The organism is Paraburkholderia sp. SIMBA_053 (assembly GCF_046534895.1).
Classification (GTDB): Bacteria; Pseudomonadota; Gammaproteobacteria; order Burkholderiales; family Burkholderiaceae; genus Paraburkholderia; species Paraburkholderia caledonica.
Map to the genome: position 1 here is coordinate 49,686 of NZ_JAWRXU010000013.1, position 22,496 is coordinate 72,181.

29 protein-coding genes are annotated in these 22,496 nt (G+C 63.0%); 1 reads left to right on the forward strand and 28 read right to left on the reverse strand.

Features of this window, described 5'->3' with window-relative positions; all coding sequences use genetic code 11:
* The first annotated feature begins 8 nt into the window (after positions 1–8).
* Positions 9–1,223, forward strand: a complete 1,215-nt coding sequence (locus SB753_RS27985; RefSeq protein ID WP_020070657.1) for a Do family serine endopeptidase — start codon at positions 9–11, stop codon at positions 1,221–1,223.
* Between the two features lie 195 nt (positions 1,224–1,418).
* On the opposite strand, the gene tatC is transcribed toward SB753_RS27985, so the two are convergent.
* The 28 genes from tatC to thiS all read right to left on the reverse strand — a co-directional run bounded on the left by tatC (position 1,419) and on the right by thiS (position 22,464).
* Positions 1,419–2,198 (reverse strand): twin-arginine translocase subunit TatC, encoded by a 780-nt coding sequence (gene tatC / locus SB753_RS27990; protein ID WP_027779461.1) that lies wholly within the window; start codon positions 2,196–2,198, stop codon positions 1,419–1,421.
* Between the two features lie 34 nt (positions 2,199–2,232).
* Positions 2,233–2,751, reverse strand: coding sequence for a Sec-independent protein translocase protein TatB (gene tatB / locus SB753_RS27995; protein WP_392395309.1), 519 nt, complete (start codon positions 2,749–2,751; stop codon positions 2,233–2,235).
* Between the two features lie 39 nt (positions 2,752–2,790).
* Complete coding sequence (gene tatA, locus SB753_RS28000; protein ID WP_020070654.1) at positions 2,791–3,027, reverse strand: Sec-independent protein translocase subunit TatA; 237 nt, start codon at positions 3,025–3,027, stop codon at positions 2,791–2,793.
* A 194-nt stretch (positions 3,028–3,221) separates the two neighbouring features.
* Positions 3,222–3,587: a histidine triad nucleotide-binding protein gene (locus SB753_RS28005; protein ID WP_410802969.1), complete on the reverse strand. Its 366-nt coding sequence runs from the start codon at positions 3,585–3,587 to the stop codon at positions 3,222–3,224.
* Positions 3,588–3,668: 81 nt separating this feature from the next.
* Positions 3,669–4,064, reverse strand: coding sequence for a DUF4870 family protein (locus SB753_RS28010; RefSeq protein ID WP_408201836.1), 396 nt, complete (start codon positions 4,062–4,064; stop codon positions 3,669–3,671).
* A 105-nt stretch (positions 4,065–4,169) separates the two neighbouring features.
* Positions 4,170–4,553, reverse strand: coding sequence for a phosphoribosyl-ATP diphosphatase (locus SB753_RS28015; protein ID WP_410802970.1), 384 nt, complete (start codon positions 4,551–4,553; stop codon positions 4,170–4,172).
* A complete protein-coding gene (gene hisI / locus SB753_RS28020) occupies positions 4,550–4,960 on the reverse strand; it encodes a phosphoribosyl-AMP cyclohydrolase (protein WP_020070650.1) in 411 nt (136 codons plus the stop codon). The genes SB753_RS28015 and hisI overlap by 4 nt, the downstream gene beginning before the upstream one ends.
* Before the next feature lies 1 nt (position 4,961).
* A complete protein-coding gene (hisF, locus tag SB753_RS28025) occupies positions 4,962–5,735 on the reverse strand; it encodes an imidazole glycerol phosphate synthase subunit HisF (protein ID WP_020070649.1) in 774 nt (257 codons plus the stop codon).
* 238 nt (positions 5,736–5,973) lie between these two features.
* On the reverse strand, positions 5,974–6,726 hold the full coding sequence (gene hisA / locus SB753_RS28030; protein WP_020070648.1) for a 1-(5-phosphoribosyl)-5-[(5-phosphoribosylamino)methylideneamino]imidazole-4-carboxamide isomerase: 753 nt from the start codon (positions 6,724–6,726) through the stop codon (positions 5,974–5,976).
* 214 nt (positions 6,727–6,940) lie between these two features.
* Positions 6,941–7,582 carry an imidazole glycerol phosphate synthase subunit HisH gene (gene hisH, locus SB753_RS28035; protein WP_027805048.1) on the reverse strand — a complete coding sequence of 214 codons (642 nt, stop codon included), beginning with the start codon at positions 7,580–7,582 and terminating at the stop codon, positions 6,941–6,943.
* Positions 7,579–8,199: a MarC family protein gene (locus tag SB753_RS28040; RefSeq protein WP_408131252.1), complete on the reverse strand. Its 621-nt coding sequence runs from the start codon at positions 8,197–8,199 to the stop codon at positions 7,579–7,581. Before SB753_RS28040 ends, hisH begins: the two co-directional genes overlap by 4 nt.
* Before the next feature lie 51 nt (positions 8,200–8,250).
* Positions 8,251–8,838, reverse strand: a complete 588-nt coding sequence (hisB, locus tag SB753_RS28045) for an imidazoleglycerol-phosphate dehydratase HisB (protein WP_015003873.1) — start codon at positions 8,836–8,838, stop codon at positions 8,251–8,253.
* 70 nt (positions 8,839–8,908) lie between these two features.
* Positions 8,909–9,979: a histidinol-phosphate transaminase gene (hisC, locus tag SB753_RS28050; protein WP_087752262.1), complete on the reverse strand. Its 1,071-nt coding sequence runs from the start codon at positions 9,977–9,979 to the stop codon at positions 8,909–8,911.
* Between the two features lie 317 nt (positions 9,980–10,296).
* Entirely contained in the window at positions 10,297–11,619 is a 1,323-nt protein-coding gene (gene hisD, locus SB753_RS28055; protein WP_020070643.1) for a histidinol dehydrogenase, read from the reverse strand.
* Positions 11,620–11,680: 61 nt separating this feature from the next.
* Positions 11,681–12,379: an ATP phosphoribosyltransferase gene (hisG, locus tag SB753_RS28060; RefSeq protein ID WP_020070642.1), complete on the reverse strand. Its 699-nt coding sequence runs from the start codon at positions 12,377–12,379 to the stop codon at positions 11,681–11,683.
* A complete protein-coding gene (murA, locus tag SB753_RS28065) occupies positions 12,376–13,638 on the reverse strand; it encodes a UDP-N-acetylglucosamine 1-carboxyvinyltransferase (RefSeq protein ID WP_087752265.1) in 1,263 nt (420 codons plus the stop codon). The genes hisG and murA overlap by 4 nt, the downstream gene beginning before the upstream one ends.
* A 111-nt stretch (positions 13,639–13,749) precedes the next feature.
* The gene (locus SB753_RS28070; RefSeq protein WP_006052280.1) at positions 13,750–13,989 is read right to left on the reverse strand and encodes a BolA family protein; all 240 of its coding nucleotides are present in this window, start codon (positions 13,987–13,989) and stop codon (positions 13,750–13,752) included.
* Between the two features lie 14 nt (positions 13,990–14,003).
* Positions 14,004–14,768, reverse strand: coding sequence for an ABC transporter permease (locus SB753_RS28075; RefSeq protein ID WP_020070640.1), 765 nt, complete (start codon positions 14,766–14,768; stop codon positions 14,004–14,006).
* The gene (locus tag SB753_RS28080; protein ID WP_020070639.1) at positions 14,765–15,697 is read right to left on the reverse strand and encodes an ABC transporter ATP-binding protein; all 933 of its coding nucleotides are present in this window, start codon (positions 15,695–15,697) and stop codon (positions 14,765–14,767) included. Before SB753_RS28080 ends, SB753_RS28075 begins: the two co-directional genes overlap by 4 nt.
* Before the next feature lie 195 nt (positions 15,698–15,892).
* Complete coding sequence (locus tag SB753_RS28085; RefSeq protein WP_408201832.1) at positions 15,893–16,186, reverse strand: lipid asymmetry maintenance protein MlaB; 294 nt, start codon at positions 16,184–16,186, stop codon at positions 15,893–15,895.
* Positions 16,183–16,815, reverse strand: coding sequence for a phospholipid-binding protein MlaC (locus SB753_RS28090; protein WP_088176493.1), 633 nt, complete (start codon positions 16,813–16,815; stop codon positions 16,183–16,185). Before SB753_RS28090 ends, SB753_RS28085 begins: the two co-directional genes overlap by 4 nt.
* A 114-nt stretch (positions 16,816–16,929) precedes the next feature.
* Positions 16,930–17,985: a VacJ family lipoprotein gene (locus SB753_RS28095; RefSeq protein WP_410802974.1), complete on the reverse strand. Its 1,056-nt coding sequence runs from the start codon at positions 17,983–17,985 to the stop codon at positions 16,930–16,932.
* Positions 17,986–17,996: 11 nt separating this feature from the next.
* On the reverse strand, positions 17,997–18,527 hold the full coding sequence (mlaD, locus tag SB753_RS28100; RefSeq protein WP_027805045.1) for an outer membrane lipid asymmetry maintenance protein MlaD: 531 nt from the start codon (positions 18,525–18,527) through the stop codon (positions 17,997–17,999).
* A gap of 88 nt (positions 18,528–18,615) precedes the next feature.
* On the reverse strand, positions 18,616–19,383 hold the full coding sequence (gene mlaE / locus SB753_RS28105) for a lipid asymmetry maintenance ABC transporter permease subunit MlaE (protein ID WP_027805044.1): 768 nt from the start codon (positions 19,381–19,383) through the stop codon (positions 18,616–18,618).
* A gap of 8 nt (positions 19,384–19,391) precedes the next feature.
* Positions 19,392–20,213, reverse strand: a complete 822-nt coding sequence (locus SB753_RS28110) for an ABC transporter ATP-binding protein (protein WP_087752269.1) — start codon at positions 20,211–20,213, stop codon at positions 19,392–19,394.
* Between the two features lie 93 nt (positions 20,214–20,306).
* Entirely contained in the window at positions 20,307–21,419 is a 1,113-nt protein-coding gene (thiE, locus tag SB753_RS28115) for a thiamine phosphate synthase (RefSeq protein WP_410802976.1), read from the reverse strand.
* Complete coding sequence (locus SB753_RS28120) at positions 21,416–22,231, reverse strand: thiazole synthase (RefSeq protein ID WP_027779477.1); 816 nt, start codon at positions 22,229–22,231, stop codon at positions 21,416–21,418. Before SB753_RS28120 ends, thiE begins: the two co-directional genes overlap by 4 nt.
* 35 nt (positions 22,232–22,266) lie before the next feature.
* Positions 22,267–22,464 carry a sulfur carrier protein ThiS gene (thiS, locus tag SB753_RS28125; protein WP_006052269.1) on the reverse strand — a complete coding sequence of 66 codons (198 nt, stop codon included), beginning with the start codon at positions 22,462–22,464 and terminating at the stop codon, positions 22,267–22,269.
* Positions 22,465–22,496: the final 32 nt, after the last annotated feature.

Consider the following 22,496-nt stretch of genomic DNA (forward strand, 5'->3'; position numbering starts at 1 on the left):
GTCTTCAGATGCTTAGACGCTTTTGGCTGTTCTTTGCCCAAGCGGTGACTGTGCTGTTGGCGCTGATGTTCATCATCGCGACCCTCAAACCGCAGTGGCTCCAGCGTCAAGGGCAATTCGGCAAGCAACTTGCCGAACCGATCGTCGCCTTGCGGGAAGTGGCGCCTGGCATGGGTAGCGGGCCCGCAACTACGTCTTATGCAGACGCCGCTCAAAAGGCCATGCCTGCGGTCGTCAATGTCTTTTCCAGCAAAGATGGCTCGCTCCCGCCCGATCCGCGCGCGAAAGACCCGCTGTTCCGCTACTTCTTCGGCGACAAGAACAATCGCAAGCAGCGCGAGCAACCGGCCGCGAACCTCGGCTCCGGCGTGATAGTGAGTTCGGAAGGTTACATTCTAACGAACCAGCACGTGGTCGACGGCGCCGATCAGATCGAAATCGCGTTGGCCGACGGCCGCACCACGAACGCCAAGGTGATCGGCATCGATCCTGAAACGGATCTGGCCGTGCTGAAGGTCAACATGACCAACCTGCCCACCATCACACTGGGTCGCATGGAACAGACCCGCGTTGGCGACGTCGTGCTCGCGATCGGTAATCCGTTCGGCGTCGGGCAGACGGTCACCATGGGCATTGTCAGCGCGCTCGGTCGCAACCATCTCGGCATCAATACGTTCGAAAACTTCATTCAGACCGACGCGGCGATCAATCCCGGCAACTCGGGCGGCGCACTGGTCGACGTGAACGGCAATCTGCTCGGCATCAACACCGCGATCTATTCGCGCTCCGGCGGTTCGCTCGGCATTGGCTTCGCGATTCCGGTGTCTACGGCCCGCAGCGTGCTGGAAAGCATCATTACCACGGGTTCGGTTACGCGCGGCTGGATCGGCGTCGAACCGCAAGATGTCACACCGGAGATTGCCGAGTCGTTCGGCCTTGAGCAGAAGTCGGGCGCGATCGTCGCGGGCGTATTGAAGAACGGTCCGGCCGACCGCGCCGGTATCAAGCCAGGCGACATTCTGATGAGCGTAAACGGTCAGGAAATCACCGACACGACCCGCCTGCTGAATGTGATCGCGCAGATCAAGCCGGGCACGGCCGCGAAGGTGCACCTGGTGCGCAAGAACCGCGAGCTGGATCTGGACGTGACCATCGGCAAGCGCCCGCCGCCGCCGAAACAACCCGTCGAAGACAGCGATCAGCAGGACGACGACGGCGGTTGAGTCTGCCGGTGCCAAAGTCCATTCGGGCTTGAGGCAGAACGCGGAACACAAAAAAGGGCAGCCCATGACGGACTGCCCTTTTGTTTTAGCCGCGCTGCGCGATTGCTGCCGCGGTATTACCGCAAGATCGACACCGAGTCACCGCAAGCCTGTCACCGATCGGCCGAGCCACGGCAACACCGTAGCGGGTTCACTTCAAGCCGGCGGCGTCGCATCTTCGACAACTGCGGGTTGCTTGCCGACGATCAACCGCGCGGCGATGATCCCCGCCTCGTACAGCACGATCAGCGGAATGGCGAGAATAAGCTGGGAGAACACGTCTGGCGGCGTAACCACCGCCGAAATCACGAACGCGCCGACGATCACGTACGGCCGGATCTCCTTGAGCTTCTTCAGCGTCACTACGTTCATGCGCACCAGCAGCACGACGACGATCGGCACTTCGAACGTCACGCCAAACGCGATGAACATGGTGAGCACGAAGCTCAGGTAGTTGTCGATATCGGTCGTCATCTCCGCGCCCAATGGCGCGTTGTAATGGGCCATTACGCGGAAGATGGTCGGGAACACCACGAAGTACGCGAACGCCATGCCGCACAGAAAGAGCGTATAGCTGCTGCCGACCAGCGGCCCGACCAGCTTCTTTTCATGCTGATAAAGACCCGGCGCGACAAACGCCCAGATCTGATAAAGCACGATGGGCAGCGCGATCACGAAAGCCACCAGCATGGTCACTTTCATCGGCACGAAGAAGGAGCCGGTGACGTCGGTGACAATCATCTTGCCGTCTTTGGGCAGGTTCTGCATCAGCGGGCGCGCCAGCAGCCGGAAGATATCCGGCGCCCAGTACACCAGGCCGACAAACACCACGATGACGGCAAGGCCCGCGCGGATAATGCGGTCGCGCAATTCAACGAGGTGAGAAATGAAGGTCTCTTCAGCGCCTTCGTCCTGACTTTTCTGGGGGTCGCTCACACCGGCCCTCTGTTAGAGATTGTCGTTCTGGTCATCAGAAAAACCGCGTCGGACGACGCATGCTGGCAGGCTTGTGCCGCGCGACGCGCGCCGCGCCCGACTGCACGCGCGTGCGGCGCGTGGTTGCGCGCTTGTACCAGGTTGGCATTGCGGTTTGCTTGACGCGCCAGTTCTTGCGCTTGGCTGCCCCGGCTGGCGTGCTGCCTTGCCACGGAGTATTGACGGCGTCTTCGACCGCACCGCCGGCAATGCTCGGCGACACCGACGTGCCGCTGTTCCACGCGTCGTTCAGTTCCGTCTCGTGCTTGCGCAGGTTCTCCTGCACGGAGGTCTGGACATTGCTGGCCGCCGTCTCGAACTCGGTTTTCATGCGACGCAATTCGTCGAGTTCGATTTCCCGCGTGACTTCCGACTTGACGTCGTTGATATACCGCTGAGCGCGACCGAACAGCGCGCCGGCCGTGCGGGCGACGCGCGGCAAGCGCTCAGGGCCGAGCACGACTAGCGCGACGACGCCAATCAGCGCCATCTTGGTTAGACCGAGGTCCAGCATGGAGGGAAATGTCCGTCAGTAACGCGGTTGGCCCGCGGCTTAGCGGTAATCGCCCGAACGCGGGGCCTTTTCCTTTGCTTCCACATCGACGGCGCCGTTGCGCGGCAGTTCGCGCTGTTGCGTCTCAGCCGGCGTTTCGCCTTCCTTCATGCCTTCCTTGAAGCCTTTCACAGCGCCACCCAGATCGCCGCCGATATTGCGCAACTTCTTCGTGCCGAACACGAGTGCCACGATCAGCAACACGATCAACCAATGCCAAATACTCAACGAACCCATGACTACTCTCCTTAACCCCGACGCCGCACGTGATGCGGCAAAAATCGTCTGCCTTGCGGCGTGAATCGAAGCAGATGCGCTTCTTCTACGTTACAGCGGCACAGTGCACATTGTGGCCATGCGATCGCGTCGCCGAAATTACAACGCAGCAAAAACAACGCCGACCCGACGGGCCGCTCGCCCGATCTTCGCGATCAGCCCATGCGCTGCCACGGACGCGGCCCCGCCAGGATGTGCGCATGCAGGTGATAAACCTCTTGCCCACCGCCCCGCCCCGTGTTGATGACCGTGCGGAAGCCCGTTTCACCACCTGTGTATGCCACGCCCAACTGATCGGCAAGACGCGCCGTCAAAACAAGCATTCTACCAAGCAGCGGCGCATCGCTCTCGGTGCAGTCACTGAGGGTGGCAATGTGCTTGCGCGGGATCACCAGCACATGGGTCTCGGCCGCCGGACGGATGTCGCGGAAGGCGACGAACTCGTCGTCTTCGTGGACTTTGGTCGACGGAATCTCGCCGGCGGCGATCTTGCAAAAGAGACAGTTCGGGTCGTGGCTCATCGTATTCCTAACGCGGCAATGCCAAGCATGACTGGACGCGGTCCGTCGCGGCTCCGCGATCGCCCTTAACGTCGGACGAATTCAGAACCACGAACGCGGATTCGCGAGTGGCTTGTTATCGTACAGATACAGCCACCCTTTGATAATACGGTACAACATCCAGATGCTGACCGCCCACAGCACCGCAACACCGACCACCACGAACAGCAGCAGCCCGCCTATCGCATAACCCAGCAGGCCGATCCAGAACGTGCGGATTTGCCACTCGAAGTGCGCCTCATACGGCGTGCCCGCGGCGTCGCTGCGCTTCACATAGTTGATGATGATCGCGACGAGGATGGTCAGCCCGCCCGTCAGCCAATGCACTGCATACAGCGCGTACAGCACATGCGTCAGCGTGCGCAGGCTGCGTTCCCGCTCCGGCTCGATCGCGTGGCGATACGCCGGCCGCGGATAACTCTCATGCGACTGTTCCATGCTTGCGTCCTCCCGAGGATGCGTTTGCGATGCGTTCAGTGCAATGTGGGCTCCGGCGCGCGCCACTTCAAGACAGTACGGGAAAACATCGGCGAAGAACGCCGCTCAGTCCCCGTTCTGTTCGCGCTCGCGGCTCTTGCGCAGCGCCTTTTCTTCGATGCCGGACGTGCCTTCGCGACGCTCCAGTTCCGCGAGCACGTCCGCTGGGCTCAGATCGTAGTGCGAGAGCATCACGAGGCAGTGAAACCACAAGTCCGCGACCTCGCCGACAAGCGCCTTCGTCGCGCCGCCGTGGCGCGTGTCCTTGGCTGCCAGTACGACTTCGGTGGCCTCTTCGCCGATCTTCTTGAGCACCGCGTCGTCGCCTTTGTGGAACAGGCGCGAGACGTACGACACGTCGGGATCGCCGCCCTTGCGGCTGTCGATGATCGCCGCGAGGCGCATCAGCGTGTCGGTCGTGGACGGCGTAACTTGCGTGGTCTGCGTCATTTGTAGATGTGTTCGGGGTCTTTCAGCACGGGATCGACGGCGATCCAGTCGCCATCCTCGGCCGTGCCTTCGAATTTCTGGAAAAAGCACGAGTGACGGCCGGTGTGGCACGCAATGCCGGACACCTGCTCCACTTTCAGCAGCACGACGTCTTCGTCGCAATCGAGCCGCACTTCATGCACATGCTGCACGTGGCCGGACTCTTCGCCTTTGAACCACAAGCGCTGGCGCGAGCGCGAGAAGTACACCGCGCGGCCCAGTTCGATGGTCTTCGCCAACGCCTCGCGGTTCATCCACGCGAACATGAGCACGTCGTTTGTCGACGCTTCTTGCGCGATGACCGGCACGAGGCCGTTCGCGTCCCATTTGACCTTGTCGAGCCAATTGACTGCCGTTGGGTTCACCACGTCACAACCTCACCGAAATGCCTTGTTCGGCCATGAAGCGCTTAGCCTCGCCTACCGTGTGCTCGCCATAGTGGAAGATGCTCGCGGCAAGCACGGCGTCCGCGTGGCCGCTCGTGATGCCGTCGGCGAGATGCTGCAGATTGCCGACGCCGCCCGACGCGATCACCGGAACCGGCACCGCGTCGGACACCGCGCGCGTGAGCGCGAGGTCGAAGCCGCTCTTCGTGCCGTCGCGGTCCATGCTGGTCAGCAGGATTTCGCCCGCGCCGAGTTCGGCCATCTTGCGCGCCCACTCGACCGCTTCGAGGCCGGTAGCCTTGCGTCCGCCGTGCGTAAACACTTCCCAGCGCGGCGTCTCGCCGTCCGCGGAAACGCGCTTGGCGTCAATCGCGACGACGATGCACTGCGAGCCGTATTTGTCGGTGGCGTCTTTCACGAGCTGCGGATTCGCGACCGCCGACGAGTTCATGCTGATCTTGTCCGCGCCCGCGTTCAGCAGACGCCGCACGTCTTCGACGGCGCGCACGCCGCCGCCGACCGTCAGCGGAATAAAGACCTGCGAGGCGACCGCTTCGATGATCGGCAGGATCAGGTCGCGCTGATCCGAGGTAGCGGTGATATCGAGGAAAGTGAGTTCGTCCGCGCCCTGATCGTCGTAACGCCGCGCGATTTCGACCGGGTCGCCCGCGTCGCGCAATTCGACGAAGTTGACGCCCTTGACCACGCGGCCAGCGGTGACGTCGAGACAGGGAATGATGCGTTTAGCTAGAGCCATGATCTTGCAATTCTGCCAATACCGCTGATGAGGCCGCTCACTTCGGAGTGAAGCGAGCGGCATGGCCCGGCGCGGAAGGCCGCGCCACGCCGGATGTGTTTCGCGCAACCGAGCCTCGAACCGCTACGGGAGCGCGCCGCCGGAACGCGCCGCCACTTGCGCTCGGGTGCCTGAAAGGAATCCGGGCGCGAACGCGTCAAACCTGCCCGTCGCGTCGCGACGATACCGACGCCACGATTCAGGCGTCGTCTGATTCGCGCAGCCGGTCCGCGAGCGTTTGTGCAGCCGCAAAGTCGAGGTCGCCCGAGTAGATTGCCCGGCCGCAGATCACGCCTTCGATCCCTTCGTCTTCGACTTCGCACAGCGATTCAATGTCGGTCAGGTTCGACAGCCCGCCGCTCGCGATCACCGGAATCTTCACCGCGCGAGCAAGACGCACGGTCGCTTCGATGTTGATGCCTTGCAGCATCCCGTCGCGGCCGATGTCCGTGTAAATGATCGACTCGCAGCCGTAATCCTCGAACTTGCGCGCGAGATCGGCGACTTCGTGGCCCGTCAGCTTGCTCCAGCCGTCGGTCGCGACCTTGCCGTCTTTCGCGTCCAGACCGACGATGATATGGCCGCCGAACGCCGTGCACGCGTCCTGCAAGAAGCCCGGATTCTTCACCGCCGCGGTGCCGATGATCACGTACTCCAGACCGTCGTCGAGATAGCGCTCAATCGTATTCAGGTCGCGGATGCCGCCGCCGAGCTGCACGGGAATCTCGCCGCCCACTTCCTCGATGATCGCGCGAATCGCTTCTTCGTTCCTCGGCTTCCCGGCGAACGCGCCATTCAGGTCGACGAGGTGCAGACGGCGCGCGCCGCGCTCGACCCAATGTCGGGCCATAGCCGCCGGCTCCTCGGAGAATATCGTCGCCTGGTCCATATCGCCCTGTTTGAGGCGTACACACTGACCGTCTTTCAGGTCGATGGCGGGGATCAGCAGCATAGCAATCGGGTGTTGTGTGGGAAGGGGTTGAAGGTCGGCGGCAGCGGCTGGTAGGTCAGCTCGCCAGAACGCCGTCTCGCTAGTTTAGTACAACTCTTTCGGCGGCCTTGCGTACCGGCAGGGCCGCGCGAAATCACGGTGCAAAAGCTGTGGCGCGCGGCAGCAGTCCCGCTCGTGGCGGAACGGTGCACGGCAACGGAACGGGCAAAGGCGCTCACGGGTTCCAGTGTACGAAGTTGCGATACACGCGCAGCCCCGCGTCGGCGCTCTTTTCCGGGTGAAATTGGGTCGCGAAGATGTTATCCCGCGCCACCGCCGAGGTAAAGGGCACACCGTACACGGTTTCGCCGGACGTATGCGCGGCATTTTCCGGCACCACGTAGTAGCTGTGCACGAAGTAAAAGAACGCGTTGTCCGCCACGCCGTCCCACAGCGGATGCGGCAGCGCCTGACGCACGCGGTTCCAGCCCATTTGCGGCACCTTGAAGCGCGAGCCGTCGTCCTGCACCTGGCCTTCCAGATCGAAACGCAGCACCTTGCCCGGCAACAGTCCGAGGCCTGGCGTATCGCCCTCCGCACTCCAGTCGAACAGCATCTGTTCGCCGACGCAGACGCCCATCAACGGCTTCACGCGCGACGCTTCCACGACTGCTTCCTGCAAGCCGGACTCCGCGAGACTGCGCATGCAATCGGGCATTGCGCCCTGGCCCGGCAACACCACGCGGTCGGCCGCGCGAATCGCTTCGGGCTTGTCGACGATCGCCACGTCCGCTTCCGGCGCGGCTTTGCGCAAGGCCTGCGCCACCGAGCGCAAGTTGCCCATTCCGTAATCCACAATCGCTATCGAAGTTTTCATTTCAAATTAGGCAGCAAAGCCTTCAATCCATCGACGATGAATTCCACCGCCAGCGCCGATAACATCAAACCCATGAGCCGTGTGCCGATGTTGATACCCGTGCGACCAACCCAGCGGGCAATCGGTTCGGCAAGACGCAACGAAAAAAAGCAGATCGCCGCCAGAACCGCGCCGATCGCGATCAGGCTGATCCGGTCGTACCAGTGCGGCGAGCCGGCTGCATAAATGATCGTGGTGCTGATCGCGCCCGGGCCGGTCAACAGCGGAATCGCCAGCGGCACGACCGCGATGTTGTCCTTCTGCTCTGCCTCGTGGCGTTCTTCGGGCGTCGAGCGGCTATTGCCGATCTGCGCGTTCAGCATGTTGATCGCCATCAGCAGCATGATGATCCCGCCGCCTACTTCGAGCGAACCGACCGAAATGCCGAAGAAGCTGATGATCTGCTGCCCGAGCATCGTGGTTATCGCAATCACGCAGAACACCGAAATCGCCGCGATCCGAATGGTTCTGCGCCGCTCGACGTCGCTCTGATTCGCCGTCAGGCTCATGAAAAACGGAATGGCGCCGATCGGATTGATCAGCGCGAGCAGCGAGATAAACGACTTCAGAATATCCATTGAACACCGGGCGCGCGCATTGCACGACCCCGGTCCTGGTAAATGCGTCGCTTAAAGGCTGCCCTTGGTCGACGGAATCTGTCCCGCCGCGCGCTCGTCAAGCTCGACAGCCATGCGCAGCGCACGACCGAAAGCCTTGAACACCGTTTCCAGTTGATGGTGAGCGTTCAGGCCGCGCAGGTTGTCGATATGCAGCGTCACGCCCGCGTGGTTCACGAAGCCGCGGAAAAATTCGATCGACAGATCGACGTCGAAAGTACCGATGCGTGCGCGCGTGAACGGCACATGAAATTCGAGTCCCGGACGGCCGGAAAAGTCGATTACGACACGCGAAAGCGCCTCGTCGAGCGGCACATACGAGTGGCCATAGCGGCGAATGCCCTTGCGGTCGCCGATTGCTTTTGCCACGGCCTGGCCGAGCGTGATGCCGGTGTCTTCGACAGTATGGTGGTCGTCGATGTGCAGGTCGCCATGCGCTTCGATGTCGAGATCGAACAGGCCATGCCGCGCGATCTGGTCGAGCATGTGGTCCAGAAACGGCACGCCGGTGGCCAGCTTTTGCTGACCGGTGCCGTCCAGATTGATCTTGACACGGATCTGCGTTTCGCTGGTATTGCGAACGACTTCCGCAAGGCGCATGGTAATTCCTCGAATCTAGCTGTGAAGCGATAGTAGTGTGGGGTGGGAGCGGCTGCTTGTCGCCGCTCGCTCAGTGCAGCACGAGTTTCAGCGCGGCGATCAATTGGGCGTTTTCTTCGGGAGAACCGACGGTCAAACGCACACAATTAGCGAGCAGTGCATGCATTTTACTCACGTTTTTGATCAAAACCCGCGCGGCGAGCAGGGTTTCGAACAGAACCGAGGCATCGGGCACGCGCACCAGCAGGAAGTTGCCGGCGCTCGGGAACACTTCGGCGCCCGGCAATTCGGCTACGGCCTGCGCGAGTTTCGTGCGCTCGTCGCGCAATTGCGCGGCTTGCGAGTCGAGCACGTCGACGTGATCCAGCAGGAAGTCCGCCGCCGCCTGGGTCAACACGTTGGTGTTGTAGGGCGGGCGCACCTTGTCCAGTTCGGTTAGCCAGGCGGGCTTGCCGACCAGATAACCGAGACGGATGCCGGCGAGACCCAGCTTCGACACCGTGCGCATCACGACGACGTTGTCGAACGCGTCGGCGCGCGGCAGCCAGCTTCGCTGCGCGAACGGCTGGTACGCTTCGTCGATCACCACGAGACTTTTCGTCGCTGCGGCGATGATGCGCTCCATGTCGGCATCGTCGAATAACGTACCCGTGGGGTTGTTCGGGTAGGCGAGATAGACGACCGCCGGCTCGTGTTCGGCGATTGCCGCGAGCATGGCTTGCGTGTCGAGCGTGAAGTCGGCGTTCAGCGGCACACCGATGAACTCCAGATTCGCCAGCTTCGCCGACATCTGATACATGACGAAGCCCGGCACCGGTGCCAGCACCTTCGCGCCCGGCTTCGCGCACGCGATCGACACCATACTGATGATCTCGTCGGAGCCATTGCCGAGCAGCACGTCGCAGCCGGCCGGCACACCCATTACGCGCTTGATTTTCTCTATCAGCGCTTCGGGGCGCGGCGCCGGATAACGGTTGAGCGCGACGCCCGCCAGATGCTCGCCAAGATGCGCGGCCAGCACCGGCGGCAGCGGAAACGGGTTTTCCATTGCGTCGAGCTTGATGTAGCCGGTCGCGTCTGCAACGGGATAGCTCGTCATCGCGAGCACGTCGCGTCGGATGATGTCTTGAGGTGTCGTCATAGGTCAGTTGGCTGGCCGCGCGTGTCGCAGGCGTCTGGCGCATGAAACGCCTCGGACGCGCCTTGTTTCGCAGCGGCTTGCCGCGTCGGGTTGGTCTGCGTTGTCGTTATTGGATACGAGTTCGTCAACAGGAGTTGCGCGGGAGTTGCTCGGGGAGCGGCGAACCGTGCGGCATCGATGCATTGGCTGCGTAACGTTCCCGCCTTGTTCGCGATTCGGGGCACCTTGCGCTTGAGCTGCATGGGCCGCTCCGCTCGCCTTCGCTGTGATCAGCCGGTCAACACATTCGCGTAGCCGCCTTGCCGCTCCAGCCGCGCTCAGCCGCTATGTCGCATCCGGTACTCGGCGCTGCGCGCGTGTGCCTGCAGGCCTTCGCCGTAAGCCAGCTCGGCGGCGATCTCGCCAAGCGTCTGCGCGCCTTCCGCGCTCACTTCGATCACGCTCGAGCGCTTGAAGAAATCGTAGACGCCCAACGGCGACGAGAACCGAGCGGTGCGAGACGTGGGCAAAACGTGGTTCGGCCCCGCGCAGTAGTCGCCGAGACTCTCGCTCGTATAGCGACCGAGGAAAATCGCGCCCGCGTGGCGGATCAACTGCCCCCACTGATGCGGCTCCAGCGCCGAGATTTCGAGGTGTTCCGGCGCGATGTCGTTGGCGATCGCGCAGGCCTCCGCCATATCGCGCACCTTGATGAGCGCGCCGCGCCCTTCGAGCGACGCCTGGATAACGTCCCGGCGCGGCATGGTGGGCAAGAGTTCGTTGATCGCGTCGTTCACGCGGCCGATGAACGCGTCGTCCGGGCACAGCAGAATGGACTGCGCGAGCTCGTCGTGCTCGGCTTGCGAGAACAGGTCCATCGCGACCCAACGCGGGTCGGTCGTACCGTCGCACAGCACGAGGATTTCCGACGGTCCCGCAATCATGTCGATGCCGACTGTGCCGAACACGCGCCGCTTCGCCGACGCCACATACGCATTGCCGGGACCGCAAATCTTGTCGACAGCCGGCACGGTTTGCGTGCCGTATGCGAGCGCGCCGACGGCCTGCGCGCCGCCAATCGTGAATACTCGATCCACGCCCCCGAGCAGGGCCGCCGCCAGCACGAGCGGGTTCTTCACGCCGTCCGGCGTGGGCACCACCATGACGATTTCGCGCACGCCGGCCACGCGCGCCGGAATCGCATTCATCAGCACCGACGACGGGTACGCTGCCTTGCCGCCCGGCACGTAGATACCCGCGCGATCGAGCGGCGTGACCTTCTGGCCGAGCACAGTGCCGTCGGCTTCCGTGTATTGCCAGCTATGGCTGCCGCACTCGATTTTCTGCTTCTCGTGATAGCCGCGCACGCGCGCCGCCGCCGCTTCGAGCGCCGCGCGCCGCTTCGGCTCGAGACCTTCGAGCGCCGCTTCGAGTTCCGACATCGGCAGCTCTAACGCGGCAACGCTGTTCGCGCTCAGGCGGTCGAAGCGGTTCGTGTATTCGAGCACCGCCGCGTCGCCGCGCGCCTTGACGTCGCTGAGAATCTGCGCGACCGAGCGCTCGATTGCTTCGTCTTCGCTCGCCTCGAACGCGAGCACCGCATGCAGTGACTTCTGGAAGTCGCGAGCAGTGGAATCGAGTTTGCGAATCTTGATAGACATACGGGTATCCGTTTCGGTAAGGCGCGCTTTAGAGCAAAGTCAAACTGGCTCGATCCGCCTGTCAGGCCGCGGCAAGACCGGCTTTCGTCGCGCGTTCGAACGCGTCGAGAATCGGCCGCAATGCGGCGCGCTTGAGCTTCAGCGCCGCCTGGTTCACAACGAGGCGCGACGAAATCTGCATGATCTCCTCGACCTCCACGAGATTGTTGGCGCGCAACGTGTTGCCCGAACTGACCAGATCGACGATGGCGTCCGCGAGTCCGACGAGCGGCGCCAGTTCCATGGAACCGTACAACTTGATCAGGTCGACGTGAACACCCTTGGCGGCAAAATGCTCACGTGCGGTTTCGACGTACTTGGTCGCCACGCGCAAGCGGGCGCCCTGGCGCACCGCGTTCGCGTAATCGAAACCCGCCGCGACCGCGACCGACATACGGCAGCGCGCGATGTCCAGATCCACCGGCTGATACAGCCCGCTGCCGCCGTGTTCGAGCAATACGTCTTTGCCGGCCACGCCGAAATCGGCCGCGCCGTATTCCACGTAGGTCGGCACATCGGTCGCGCGCACGATGATCACGCGCAGATTAGCGTCGGTAGTCGGCAAAATCAGCTTGCGCGAGGTCTCCGGATCTTCGGCTACTTCGATACCGGCTGCAGCCAGTAGCGGCAGCGTTTCCTCAAAGATACGCCCCTTCGACAAAGCAAGCGTAAGCGGCGCGCTGACCGCCGGCGAGCTCGACGTTTGCGGCATCGAACTCATGCCTGGCTCCCGGCGATGCGGCGGACCTTTGCGCCAATCGCGTTGAGCTTGGCTTCCATGCGGTCGTAGCCGCGGTCGAGGTGATAAATGCGGTCGATCAGCGTCTCACCTTCCGCACGCAAAGCAGCGATCACGAGACTGGCCGACGCGCGCAGGTCCGTTGCCATCACCTTGGCGCCCGAGAGCTTGTCGACGCCGGTCACGAGCGCGGTCTTGCCGTCCGTTGTGATGTTGGCGCCGAGGCGGTTCAACTCCTGCACGTGCATGAAGCGATTTTCGAAGATCGTTTCGACAACCTGCGCCTTGCCGTCCGCCACCGTATTCAGCGCCATGAACTGCGCCTGCATGTCGGTCGGAAACGCCGGGTACTCGGACGTGCGGAACGACACGGCATTCGGACGCTTGTCCATGCGAACGCGCATCCAGTCGTCGCCTTCCTCGATCGTCACGCCGGCTTCGCGCAACTTGTCGGTCACCGCTTCCAGAATCTGCGGACGCACATGACGCAACGTGACGTCGCCGCCCGCCGCGGCCACCGCGCAGAGGAACGTGCCGGCTTCGATCCGGTCCGGAATGACGGTGTGCTTTGCACCGTGCAGCTTGTCCACGCCCTGAATGACGAGGCGGTCAGTGCCGATGCCTTCGATCTTCGCGCCCATCTGCACGAGCAGATGCGCAAGGTCGCCGACTTCGGGTTCGCGCGCCGCGTTTTCGATGATCGTCTCGCCTTCCGCAAGCACCGCTGCCATCAGCAGGTTTTCGGTTCCGGTCACCGTGATCATGTCGGTGATGATGCGCGCGCCCTTCAGGCGCTCCGCGCGCGCTTCGATGAAGCCGTGCTCGATGGTGATCTCGGCGCCCATGGCTTGCAGGCCCTTGATGTGCTGATCCACCGGGCGCGCGCCGATCGCGCAACCGCCGGGCAGCGACACGCGCGCGTGGCCAAACCGCGCGACCAGCGGGCCCAGCACCAGGATCGACGCGCGCATGGTCTTCACCATTTCATACGGCGCGACGAGGTTATCCACCTTTGATGCGTCGAGCGACACGCGCCCGTTACCGCTCTCAATGCGCACGCCCATCTGGCCGAGCAGCTTGAGCATCGTGCGCACGTCCTGCAAATCCGGCACGTTATCCAGTTCCACCGGCTCCGCGCTCAGCAGACTGGCGCACAGGATCGGCAGCGCCGCGTTCTTCGCGCCCGAGACAACGACCTCACCCGACAGCGGGTAGCCACCTTCAATGACGAGTTTGTCCATGCCTGTCTGTTCCTGATCGACCCGGACTTCAGCCGGGACTGCTTTGAATGTGTTCGACGCGCCGCTGCCGGCGTCGCGCCCTTCCTGAGTAATTCGCACTAAATTTCCAGATTACGCGTTCTGCCATTCGGCGGGCGTCAGCGTTTTCATGCTGAGCGCGTGGATTTCTTCGCGCATGCGGTCACCGAGTGCCGCGTACACGAGTTGATGACGCTGGATCAGCCGCTTGCCCTCGAAGCTCGGGGAAACGATGGTCGCAAAGAAATGCTGACCGTCGCCTTCGACTTCGAGATGCTGGCAGGCGAGCCCAGCGGCGATGTATTGCTTGACCTGTTCGGGAGTCGGCAACATGAGAAAAGCTCCAGTCAGTGGCGCAGCTTGTAGCCGGACGCGAGCATGCGCATCGCCACCACGGCCAGCACCACGAAGAAACCGGCGACAATCGCGAGGCTCGCGAGCGGATTGATATCCGACATCCCGAAGAAACCGTAGCGAAAGCCGTCGATCATGTAGAAAAAAGGATTGAGCCGCGACACTTCGCGCCATACCGGCGGCAGCGTATGTGTGGAGTAGAACACGCCCGAGAGAAACGTGAGCGGCATGATCAGAAAGTTCTGGAACGCGGCGAGCTGGTCGAACTTTTCGGCCCAGATACCGGCGATCAGACCGAGCGTGCCGAGAATCGCAGCGCCGCAAATGGCAAAGAGAATGATATAGAGCGGCGCGACGAAACTGATCGGCACGAACCAGATCGTCACGATGAACACGCCGAAACCGACCGCAAGCCCACGCGCGACCGCCGCGAGGACGTAGGCACCGAACATCTCGTAATGCGACAACGGCGGCAATAGCACGAACACCAGATTACCGGTGATTTTCGACTGGATCAGCGACGACGAGCTGTTCGCAAACGCGTTTTGCAGCACGCTCATCATCACGAGGCCCGGGATCAGGAAGCTCGTGTATTCGACGCCCGGATAGACCTGCACATGGTCGCGCAATGCGTGGCCGAAAATGGTCAGATAGAGCAGCGCGGTGATGATGGGCGCCAACACCGTCTGGAACGACACCTTCCAGAAGCGCAGAATTTCCTTGTAGAACAGCGTGCCGAAACCGCTATAGCCGCTCATGCGAGCCCCTCGATCACTTCCGGACCGTTCATCACCTGAACGAAAACGTCTTCGAGGTCGGCTTTGCGGACCTCGATTTCTTCGAATGTGCAACCCGCCGCACGGCATTGCGCGAGGATTTTCTCGACCTCGTCATAGCTCGTGAGACGCAGCAAGTGCTGGCGGCCGTTGCCGTTGCCCGCGCCGCCCTCGGCTTCGAGCGGCCGCAGTTCGGCCGGCAACACGCCTTGCGCGAAGCGCACGAACAACTGCATGCCGGCGAAGCGTTGCAGCAAGGTGCTCGTGCGATCGAGCGCTACCACTTCGCCGCGACGCAGCATCGCGATGCGGTCGCACAGCGATTCGGCCTCTTCCAGATAGTGCGTGGTCAGCACGATGGTGTGGCCTTCGCGATTCAGACGCGAGATGAATTTCCACAGCGTCTGGCGCAACTCGACGTCGACGCCGGCAGTCGGTTCGTCGAGCACGATGACCGGCGGGCGGTGCACCAGCGCCTGCGCGACCAGCACGCGGCGCTTCATGCCGCCCGACAGTGCGCGCATGTTGGCGTCGGCTTTGTCGGTGAGATCGAGATTGGCCATGATTTCGTCGATCCACGCGTCGTTGTTGCGCAGCCCGTAATAGCCCGACTGGATACGCAACGTTTCGCGCACGGTGAAGAACGGATCGAACACGAGTTCCTGCGGCACCACGCCGAGAGCGCGGCGAGCCGCGCGGAAGTCGCCGACCACGTCATGGCCGCGCACGGCGATGTTGCCTTCGTCCGCGCGCGCGAGGCCAGCGAGAATGCTGATGAGCGTTGTCTTGCCCGCGCCGTTCGGACCGAGGAGCCCGAAGAACTCGCCTTCTTCCACCGAGAGGCTGACGCCCTTGAGCGCCTGCAAGTCCTTGTAGCGCTTTTTGACGTTACGAATTTCTATGGCTGACATGACAGTGCGCCACGTGCGACGCGGCGCTTAAAGGAGCCCTGGGCGGGCGCACAAATGCGGGAAAGAAACGGAATTGGGGCCGGTTAGGCGGTCCGAACCGCGCCCCAAAAAACGCTTGATTATAGGGCAAAACGCAAAGGCCCTATCTCAGTAGCGGGGAGTGAGGAGCGGCGCGATGAACGCTTCAGGAGAGCGTCAATGTCGCGCCGACAGCAGCGTATCGACGCCGTAGGCTTGCGCAAGACTGGCAAGGCCAGCCGGCAAATTGAGGATCTGGAAGGCGGCGCCGCGAGCCTGAGCGGCTCGCTGCCATGCGAGGAGCACGGCGAGCGCCGACGAATCGAACTGCGTAAGCGGCGCGCAATCGACGGCACCCGCACCCGCGGCAATCCGCTCGAGACCCGCCGCGAGCGCGGCATTCGCGCTCGCGTGGGTCAGCGTCGCGCCGCTCGCAAAACGATTTGCGACGGGGCTCAGCACTTCGCTCACGACTGCTTGCCCGCGGCGAGTTGCTGGTTGCGCTGCGTGAGGAACTGGATCAGCCCGTCCACGCCCTTCTGCTGGATCTGCTCGTTGAACTGCTGCTGATACGCCTGGATCAGCCACGCGCCGAGCACGTTGATGTCATAGACACGCCAGCCTTGCGGCGTCTTGTAAAGACGATAGTCGAGCTGGATCGGCGAGCCGTTGTTCATCACGACGGAGCGAACCACCGTATCGGTGTCGTCAGGATTCATGCGGAACGGCTTGTACTGGATCTGCTGGTCGCGCACCTGAGCAAGCGCGCCGGAGTACGTGCGAATCAGCAGCATCTTGAACTGCTCGACGACCTGGTTCTGCTGCTCAGGCGTCGCCGTGCGCCAGTTGCGGCCCATTGCCAGCTGCGTGGTGCGACGGAAATCCGTGTACGGCAGGATCTTCTGGTTGACGAGCTGCGTGATGTGCGAGATGTCGCCCTGCTGGATCGACTTGTCGGCGCGCACGGCGTCGATCACCTGTTGCGTGACTGTCTTGACCAGAACGTCCGGCGCGCTACTGTCGACGGTCTGCGCAGATGCACCCAAACTCGTGAACGAGAACAGCGCAGCAAACAACGGAATCAGGAAAAATTTTTTCATATCGAGCCTTGCGTAAAAAATAGTGCAACCGTTTGAACCGACATTAACACGCGAGTTCAGCGGCAATCCATGCGCAAACTGCGAGAGTCGTATCGATCTGTTACGGCCACGCGGTCAGCGCAATTTGAATGACGGGATGTTGAACCGTGTGGGCGGCACAAGCTGTCCCGCCGGGATCTGCGTGGTTTCGGGGCCGCCGTTCAAATCGAGCGGCGGCGTTTCCGAGCTGCCCGAAGCGGACTCGGGCGCCGCGGCGTTGTTGGCCGTTCCGGTTCCCGAAGCGGCTTGAGGCGGCGTCGCGGCGCTCGCACCCGACGCGGCCGACGCCTTTGCGGCAGCACTGTTCGTTCCAGCCGCGCCCGCCGTTCCCGTCACCGCGCCTGCCGGCGCACCGGCGGCCGTGCCGTCGACGTCTTCGTATTTCGGCAGCGGCGCTTCGTCGCCATAGTTCGGCAACGCCTGCGACTGCTTGCCGTCCGACAACAGATACTGACGACGCTGCAAATACGCGTTACGCACGAACGAATACTTGTCGAGCGCGGCGCCTTCCAGCACATCGCTCGCGTTAAGCAGATTCGCGCGCGTATTGACAATGTTGAGGCCATACAGCGCCCAGCTCAAACCCGCCGGATCCACATAACTAAGCGGGTTCACATAGTAGTTGCCGATGGAACCCACCGCGTCGCGCACCGTGCTCGGCCCGAACAGCGGCAACACCAGGTACGGACCTGCCGGCACGCCATAGTGGCCGAGCGTCAGGCCGAGGTCGTTGTCGTGCTTCGGCAGCTTGGCAAGCGTCGCTACGTCGAACAGACCGCCGACACCGAAGATCGTGTTGATCACGATCCGCATGATGTCCTGCACGCCGTCGGTGATCTTCAGCTGCAGCAGGTTGTTCGCCGCGATGTAGACGTCGCCGATGTTCGAGAAGAAGTTGGTCACGCTGTCGCGAATCGGCTGCGGCGTGATGAATACGTAACCCTTGGCGACCGGCTTTAGCGCGTACTGGTCCAGCTTGTCGTTGACCGTGAAGATGGTGCGGTTCAAGCCTTCGAGCGGATCGCCCTTGGTGGGCGTCTGCACCGTGGTGCAGCCGGCGATCAGCGCGGCGGCGACGGCCAATTTGGCCACCCGGAAGGCGCCAGCGCTCCCAGCGTGTGAGGTCTGCATTATTGTTCTCCTTATTGACCGGCGGAGCCGGAAGCAGGCAAGGCCGCCGCAGGCGCCGCGGATGCCGCGCCCGGCTTCGACGCGCCCGAATCAGCCGCTTTGCTATAGAGGAACTGCCCGATCAGGTTTTCGAGCACGATTGCCGATTGCGTCATCGAAATCGTGTCGCCGGCTTTGAGCATTTCGGAGTCGCCGCCTGGCTCCAGGCCAATGTATTGCTCGCCGAGAAGACCCGAGGTCAGGATCTTTGCCGACGTGTCTTTCGGAAACTGGTATTGCTTGTCGATGTCGATAGTGACGACCGCCTGATAGGCATTGCTGTCAAAACCAATCGAGGCGACGCGGCCAACCGTCACGCCCGCGCTCTTCACGGGCGCGCGCGCCTTCAATCCGCCGATATTGTCGAATTTCAGCTTAACCGGGTAGGTCGCCTGGAACGACAGCGAGCTCATGTTGCCGGCCTTGAGCGCGAGGAACAGCAACGCCACAAAACCCAGCACCACGAACAGGCCGACCCAGAAGTCGAGAGCAGTCTTTTTCATCGTCATCCCAAAGTGAATCTGCCGCGCCGCCGTTACTCCGCCGCGCGCGGCCACTGACGCGCCGCAGCGGAAAACATGCAGCGCAGTCTTAGCTGAACATCAGCGCGGTCAGCAGAAAATCGAGGCCGAGCACCGCAAGCGACGCGTACACGACAGTCTTCGTCGTGGCGCGCGACACGCCTTCCGGCGTCGGCTTGGCTTCATAGCCCTGAAAGAGCGCCACGAACGTCACCGCGAGACCGAACACCACGCTCTTGACGACACCCGCGCCCACGTCGCGCCAGACATCCACGCCGCCTTGCATTTGCGACCAGAACGCACCGGCGTCCACACCGATCAGCAGCACGCCGACCACATAGCCGCCCGCAATGCCTACCGCGCTGAAAATCGCGGCGAGAATCGGCATGGCAATGATGCCTGCCCACAGGCGCGGCGCGACCACGACCTTGACCGGGTCGACCGCCATCATTTCCATCGCGGTCAATTGTTCGCCGGCCTTCATCAGGCCGATTTCAGCAGTGAGCGAGGTGCCCGCGCGACCGGCGAACAGCAGCGCCGTGACGACCGGCCCGAGTTCGCGCACGAGCGATAGCGCGACCAGCAGCCCAAGCGCCTGCTCCGAGCCATAGCGATTCAACGTGTAGTAACCCTGCAGGCCAAGCACGAAGCCGACGAACAGCCCCGACACCGCGATGATCACCAGCGAATAATTACCTACGAAGTGGATCTGCTTCGTGACAAGACGCGGGCGGCGCAGCAGCGGGAAAAACTCGAGCACGAGGCGCAGGAAAAAGCGCGTCGCATAGCCGGCCGTGCCGAGGCCGTCGAGCACCGAGCGGCCGACCGAGCTGATCAGTGAACCGATCATGACTGACCTCCGCCGACGCCGAAATCCGCCGCCAGCGGCGTCTTGCTCGGATAGTGAAATTTGAACGGGCCGTCTGGCGCGCCGTCGATAAACTGCCGCACCGTCGGGTCCGTGGACGCACGCAGTTGTGCAGGTGTGCCCTCGGCATGGACGCCGCCGTTGGCCAGGAAATAAACGTAATCGGCGATCGCGAACGATTCCGGCACGTCGTGCGTCACCAGAATAGAAGTCGCGCCGAGCGCCTGATTGAGCGCCCGGATGAGGTTCGCCGTGATGCCGAGCGAGATCGGATCGAGGCCGGCGAACGGCTCGTCGTACATCATCAGTTCGGGGTCGAGGGCGATGGCGCGCGCGAGCGCCACGCGCCGTGCCATGCCGCCCGAAATCTCCGAGGGCAGCAGATCGCGCGCGCCGCGCAGGCCGACTGCGTTGAGCTTCATCAGCACGAGGTCGCGAATCAATTCCTCGGGAAGCTCCGTGTGCTCACGCAGCGCAAACGCGACGTTCTCGAACACCGACATGTCTGTAAACAGCGCGCCGAACTGGAACAACATACCCATCTTGCGGCGCAACGCGTACAGGCCCTCGCGCGTCTGCGCGCCGACGTTCTGGCCGTCGAACAGGATCTCGCCACGCTGCGCGCGCACCAGACCGCCGATCAGCCGCAGCACCGTGGTCTTGCCGCAACCCGAGCCGCCCATGACCGCGACGACCTGACCACGCTTGAAGCGCAGGTTCAGGTTCGACAGGACGAGCCGGTCGCCGTAACCGAAGTCGACATTGCGCAGCTCGAGTAAGGTCTCGGAGGGGGAAGACACTGACTGACAGTCCTTTTACACGGAAGGCCGAATTATAGGGCCATCATGCAAAAGTTGCCGTGAGGTGCCCTGTCCCTTAACGATTCATCGGGATTATCGCGTAAACCCTTGCTGCAGTGCGGAAACTGCGGCAGCGGGATCGGCGGCTTCTGTGACTGCGCGGACCACTGCGGCGCACCCCACGCCGGTCGCGAGCACCTCGGGCAGGACCTGCAGGTCAATCCCACCGATCGCGACCAGCGGCACGACGCCGTCAAGCAGCCGGACATAGCGGGCGAGGCGCTTGAGGCCCTGCGGCGCGGTGGGCATCACCTTGGTCGTGGTCGGAAACACCGCGCCCAGCGCGACGTAACTAGGACGAAAATGCAGCGCCTTCAGAATTTCGTAGAAACCGTGCGTTGAAAGTCCGAGACGTACACCCGCAGCGGCGATCGCCGACAGATCCGCGGTATGCACATCTTCCTGGCCGAGATGGACGCCGTAAGCGCCTGCATCGAGCGCGGCCTGCCAGTGGTCGTTGATGAAAACCTGCGCGTCGTGCTGGCGCCCCGCAGCAACGCAACGCGCGATTTCGCGCTGAAGTTCGTCGGCGGGATGGGCGGACTTCCGGCGTAGCTGCACCGTTTTCACGCCGAAGCCGACCACCCTTTCAACCCACTCCGCGCTCGGCAGAACCGGATAGAGACCGAGCCGCTCCGGGCAGCGCGGAAAGGCTTGGGCCGGCGCTTGCGGCAGACCGGCGAGGCGAGGGAAAGTGGCCAGATCGCAGGGGAAAGCGTCGCCCGCCGCGTTGGTCCGGGCTTCGTCGCCGTCGCGCCACGCGAGCGCCAGCACCAACGCGTCGTGCGGATCGAAACCGCAATCCAGAAATGCGGCCAGCGCGGGAATCCAGTCTTCCGCGAGATGCCCTTCAAGGCGATATTTCTCGCCGCCCAGGTGCAGCGTGGCCTTGTTCTCGGCGGCTTCGACGACCGCCGCGCCCTTTACCAGCCAGTGCGCCATCTGCCCCCCGTGCCGCGCGGCATCGGTGAGTACGATCAGATCGCCGCCGTTCGGCTCGTCGGGCGCGGTCAGGCAGATACGCCACGGCGCGTGGGTAGGCGGCCAGTCGCCAAGACGCGCGCGGATACGCTCGGTCGCCTCGGTGAGTTCATCGGCGGGCGGCCAGAACAGGTCGCGGTCTTTCAGAGCCAATGTTTGCGTCATGCAGCGCTCCCGTCCTGATGCCAGAACGGCATGCCGACCACCGGCGTGCTCGCGTGGGCGCTCTCCCGCTCGGCCATCGGTCCCGCGAGAAACGCCTGGCGCCCCGCTTCGACGCCCAGCGCGAAAGCGCGCGCCATCGCGTCCGGATGCGTGGCCTGCGACACGGCCGTGTTCAGCAGCACCCCGTCGAAGCCCCATTCCATCACCTGCGCCGCATGCGACGGCACGCCAAGCCCGGCGTCGACAATGAGCGGCACGTCCGGCAACCGCTCGCGCAGCACGCGCAAGCCGTACGGATTGATGACACCCTTGCCAGTGCCGATCGGCGCGCCCCACGGCATCAGCGCTTCGCAACCGGCATCCAGCAGACGGCGGCCGATCACGAGGTCTTCGGTGCAATACGGCAGCACCTTGAAGCCGTCTTTGACGAGCTTCGCGGCCGCTTCGATCAGGCCGACGGGATCGGGTTGCAACGTGTAGTCGTCGCCGATCAGTTCGAGCTTGATCCACTCGGTTTCGAAAATTTCACGCGCCATGTGCGCGGTCGCCACGGCCTCGCCGACGGTCAGGCACCCTGCCGTATTGGGCAATAGCGGCACGCCATGGCGCTTGAGCAGGTCGAAGAAGCCGGCTTCCGCGCCGCCTTCGTTCATCTGCCGGCGCAGCGCGACCGTCACCATGCCGGGCCGGGCGGCGTCGATGGAATCCGACAGCGATTGCAGCGACGGGTAACGCGACGTGCCAAGCAGCACGCGGCTCGCGAAGGGTTGGCCGTACAGCGTGAGCGCGTCGGCGGCCTGTGGGGTAGTCATTTGCATGTCCTGGTCTCCTGCAATGCGTGACGGCGTTAGCCGCCGGCCACGGGTTGCACGACATCGAGCTTGTCGCCCGGTTGCAGCGCGCGCGCCGCGTGCTGCGTGCGTGCGACGAAATCGCCGTTGAGCGCGACGGCGAATGGCGGCCGCGCGCCGTAAGCAGCGAGCGCATCGGCGACAGTCGCGCCTTCTGGCAGCGACAGCGGCTTCTGGTTGATGTGAATGTCCATGATGTTCGAATACGGTTCAGTCGATGGCTAAA

Bases quoted from the DNA above. Each gene is read 5' to 3' on its own strand.
- SB753_RS28005 (WP_410802969.1), bottom strand. From the start codon at position 3,587: ATGAGCCACGACCCGAACTGTCTCTTTTGCAAGATCGCCGCCGGCGAG.
- murA (WP_087752265.1), bottom strand. From the start codon at position 13,638: ATGGACAAACTCGTCATTGAAGGTGGCTACCCGCTGTCGGGTGAGGTC.
- SB753_RS28090 (WP_088176493.1), bottom strand. From the start codon at position 16,815: ATGAAAAAATTTTTCCTGATTCCGTTGTTTGCTGCGCTGTTCTCGTTC.
- SB753_RS28095 (WP_410802974.1), bottom strand. From the start codon at position 17,985: ATGCAGACCTCACACGCTGGGAGCGCTGGCGCCTTCCGGGTGGCCAAA.
- mlaD (WP_027805045.1), bottom strand. From the start codon at position 18,527: ATGAAAAAGACTGCTCTCGACTTCTGGGTCGGCCTGTTCGTGGTGCTG.
- tatA (WP_020070654.1), bottom strand. From the start codon at position 3,027: ATGGGTTCGTTGAGTATTTGGCATTGGTTGATCGTGTTGCTGATCGTG.
- hisA (WP_020070648.1), bottom strand. From the start codon at position 6,726: ATGCTGCTGATCCCCGCCATCGACCTGAAAGACGGTCAGTGTGTACGC.
- hisG (WP_020070642.1), bottom strand. From the start codon at position 12,379: ATGAGTTCGATGCCGCAAACGTCGAGCTCGCCGGCGGTCAGCGCGCCG.
- hisF (WP_020070649.1), bottom strand. From the start codon at position 5,735: ATGGCTCTAGCTAAACGCATCATTCCCTGTCTCGACGTCACCGCTGGC.
- tatB (WP_392395309.1), bottom strand. From the start codon at position 2,751: ATGCTGGACCTCGGTCTAACCAAGATGGCGCTGATTGGCGTCGTCGCG.
- SB753_RS28040 (WP_408131252.1), bottom strand. From the start codon at position 8,199: ATGGATATTCTGAAGTCGTTTATCTCGCTGCTCGCGCTGATCAATCCG.
- SB753_RS28010 (WP_408201836.1), bottom strand. From the start codon at position 4,064: ATGGAACAGTCGCATGAGAGTTATCCGCGGCCGGCGTATCGCCACGCG.
- thiE (WP_410802976.1), bottom strand. From the start codon at position 21,419: ATGACGCAAACATTGGCTCTGAAAGACCGCGACCTGTTCTGGCCGCCC.
- SB753_RS28120 (WP_027779477.1), bottom strand. From the start codon at position 22,231: ATGACTACCCCACAGGCCGCCGACGCGCTCACGCTGTACGGCCAACCC.
- SB753_RS27985 (WP_020070657.1), top strand. From the start codon at position 9: ATGCTTAGACGCTTTTGGCTGTTCTTTGCCCAAGCGGTGACTGTGCTG.
- SB753_RS28075 (WP_020070640.1), bottom strand. From the start codon at position 14,768: ATGAGCGGCTATAGCGGTTTCGGCACGCTGTTCTACAAGGAAATTCTG.
- SB753_RS28070 (WP_006052280.1), bottom strand. From the start codon at position 13,989: ATGTTGCCGACTCCCGAACAGGTCAAGCAATACATCGCCGCTGGGCTC.
- hisB (WP_015003873.1), bottom strand. From the start codon at position 8,838: ATGCGCCTTGCGGAAGTCGTTCGCAATACCAGCGAAACGCAGATCCGT.
- hisC (WP_087752262.1), bottom strand. From the start codon at position 9,979: ATGACGACACCTCAAGACATCATCCGACGCGACGTGCTCGCGATGACG.
- SB753_RS28080 (WP_020070639.1), bottom strand. From the start codon at position 15,697: ATGTCAGCCATAGAAATTCGTAACGTCAAAAAGCGCTACAAGGACTTG.
- thiS (WP_006052269.1), bottom strand. From the start codon at position 22,464: ATGGACATTCACATCAACCAGAAGCCGCTGTCGCTGCCAGAAGGCGCG.
- SB753_RS28015 (WP_410802970.1), bottom strand. From the start codon at position 4,553: ATGACGCAGACCACGCAAGTTACGCCGTCCACGACCGACACGCTGATG.
- hisD (WP_020070643.1), bottom strand. From the start codon at position 11,619: ATGTCTATCAAGATTCGCAAACTCGATTCCACTGCTCGCGACTTCCAG.
- hisH (WP_027805048.1), bottom strand. From the start codon at position 7,582: ATGAAAACTTCGATAGCGATTGTGGATTACGGAATGGGCAACTTGCGC.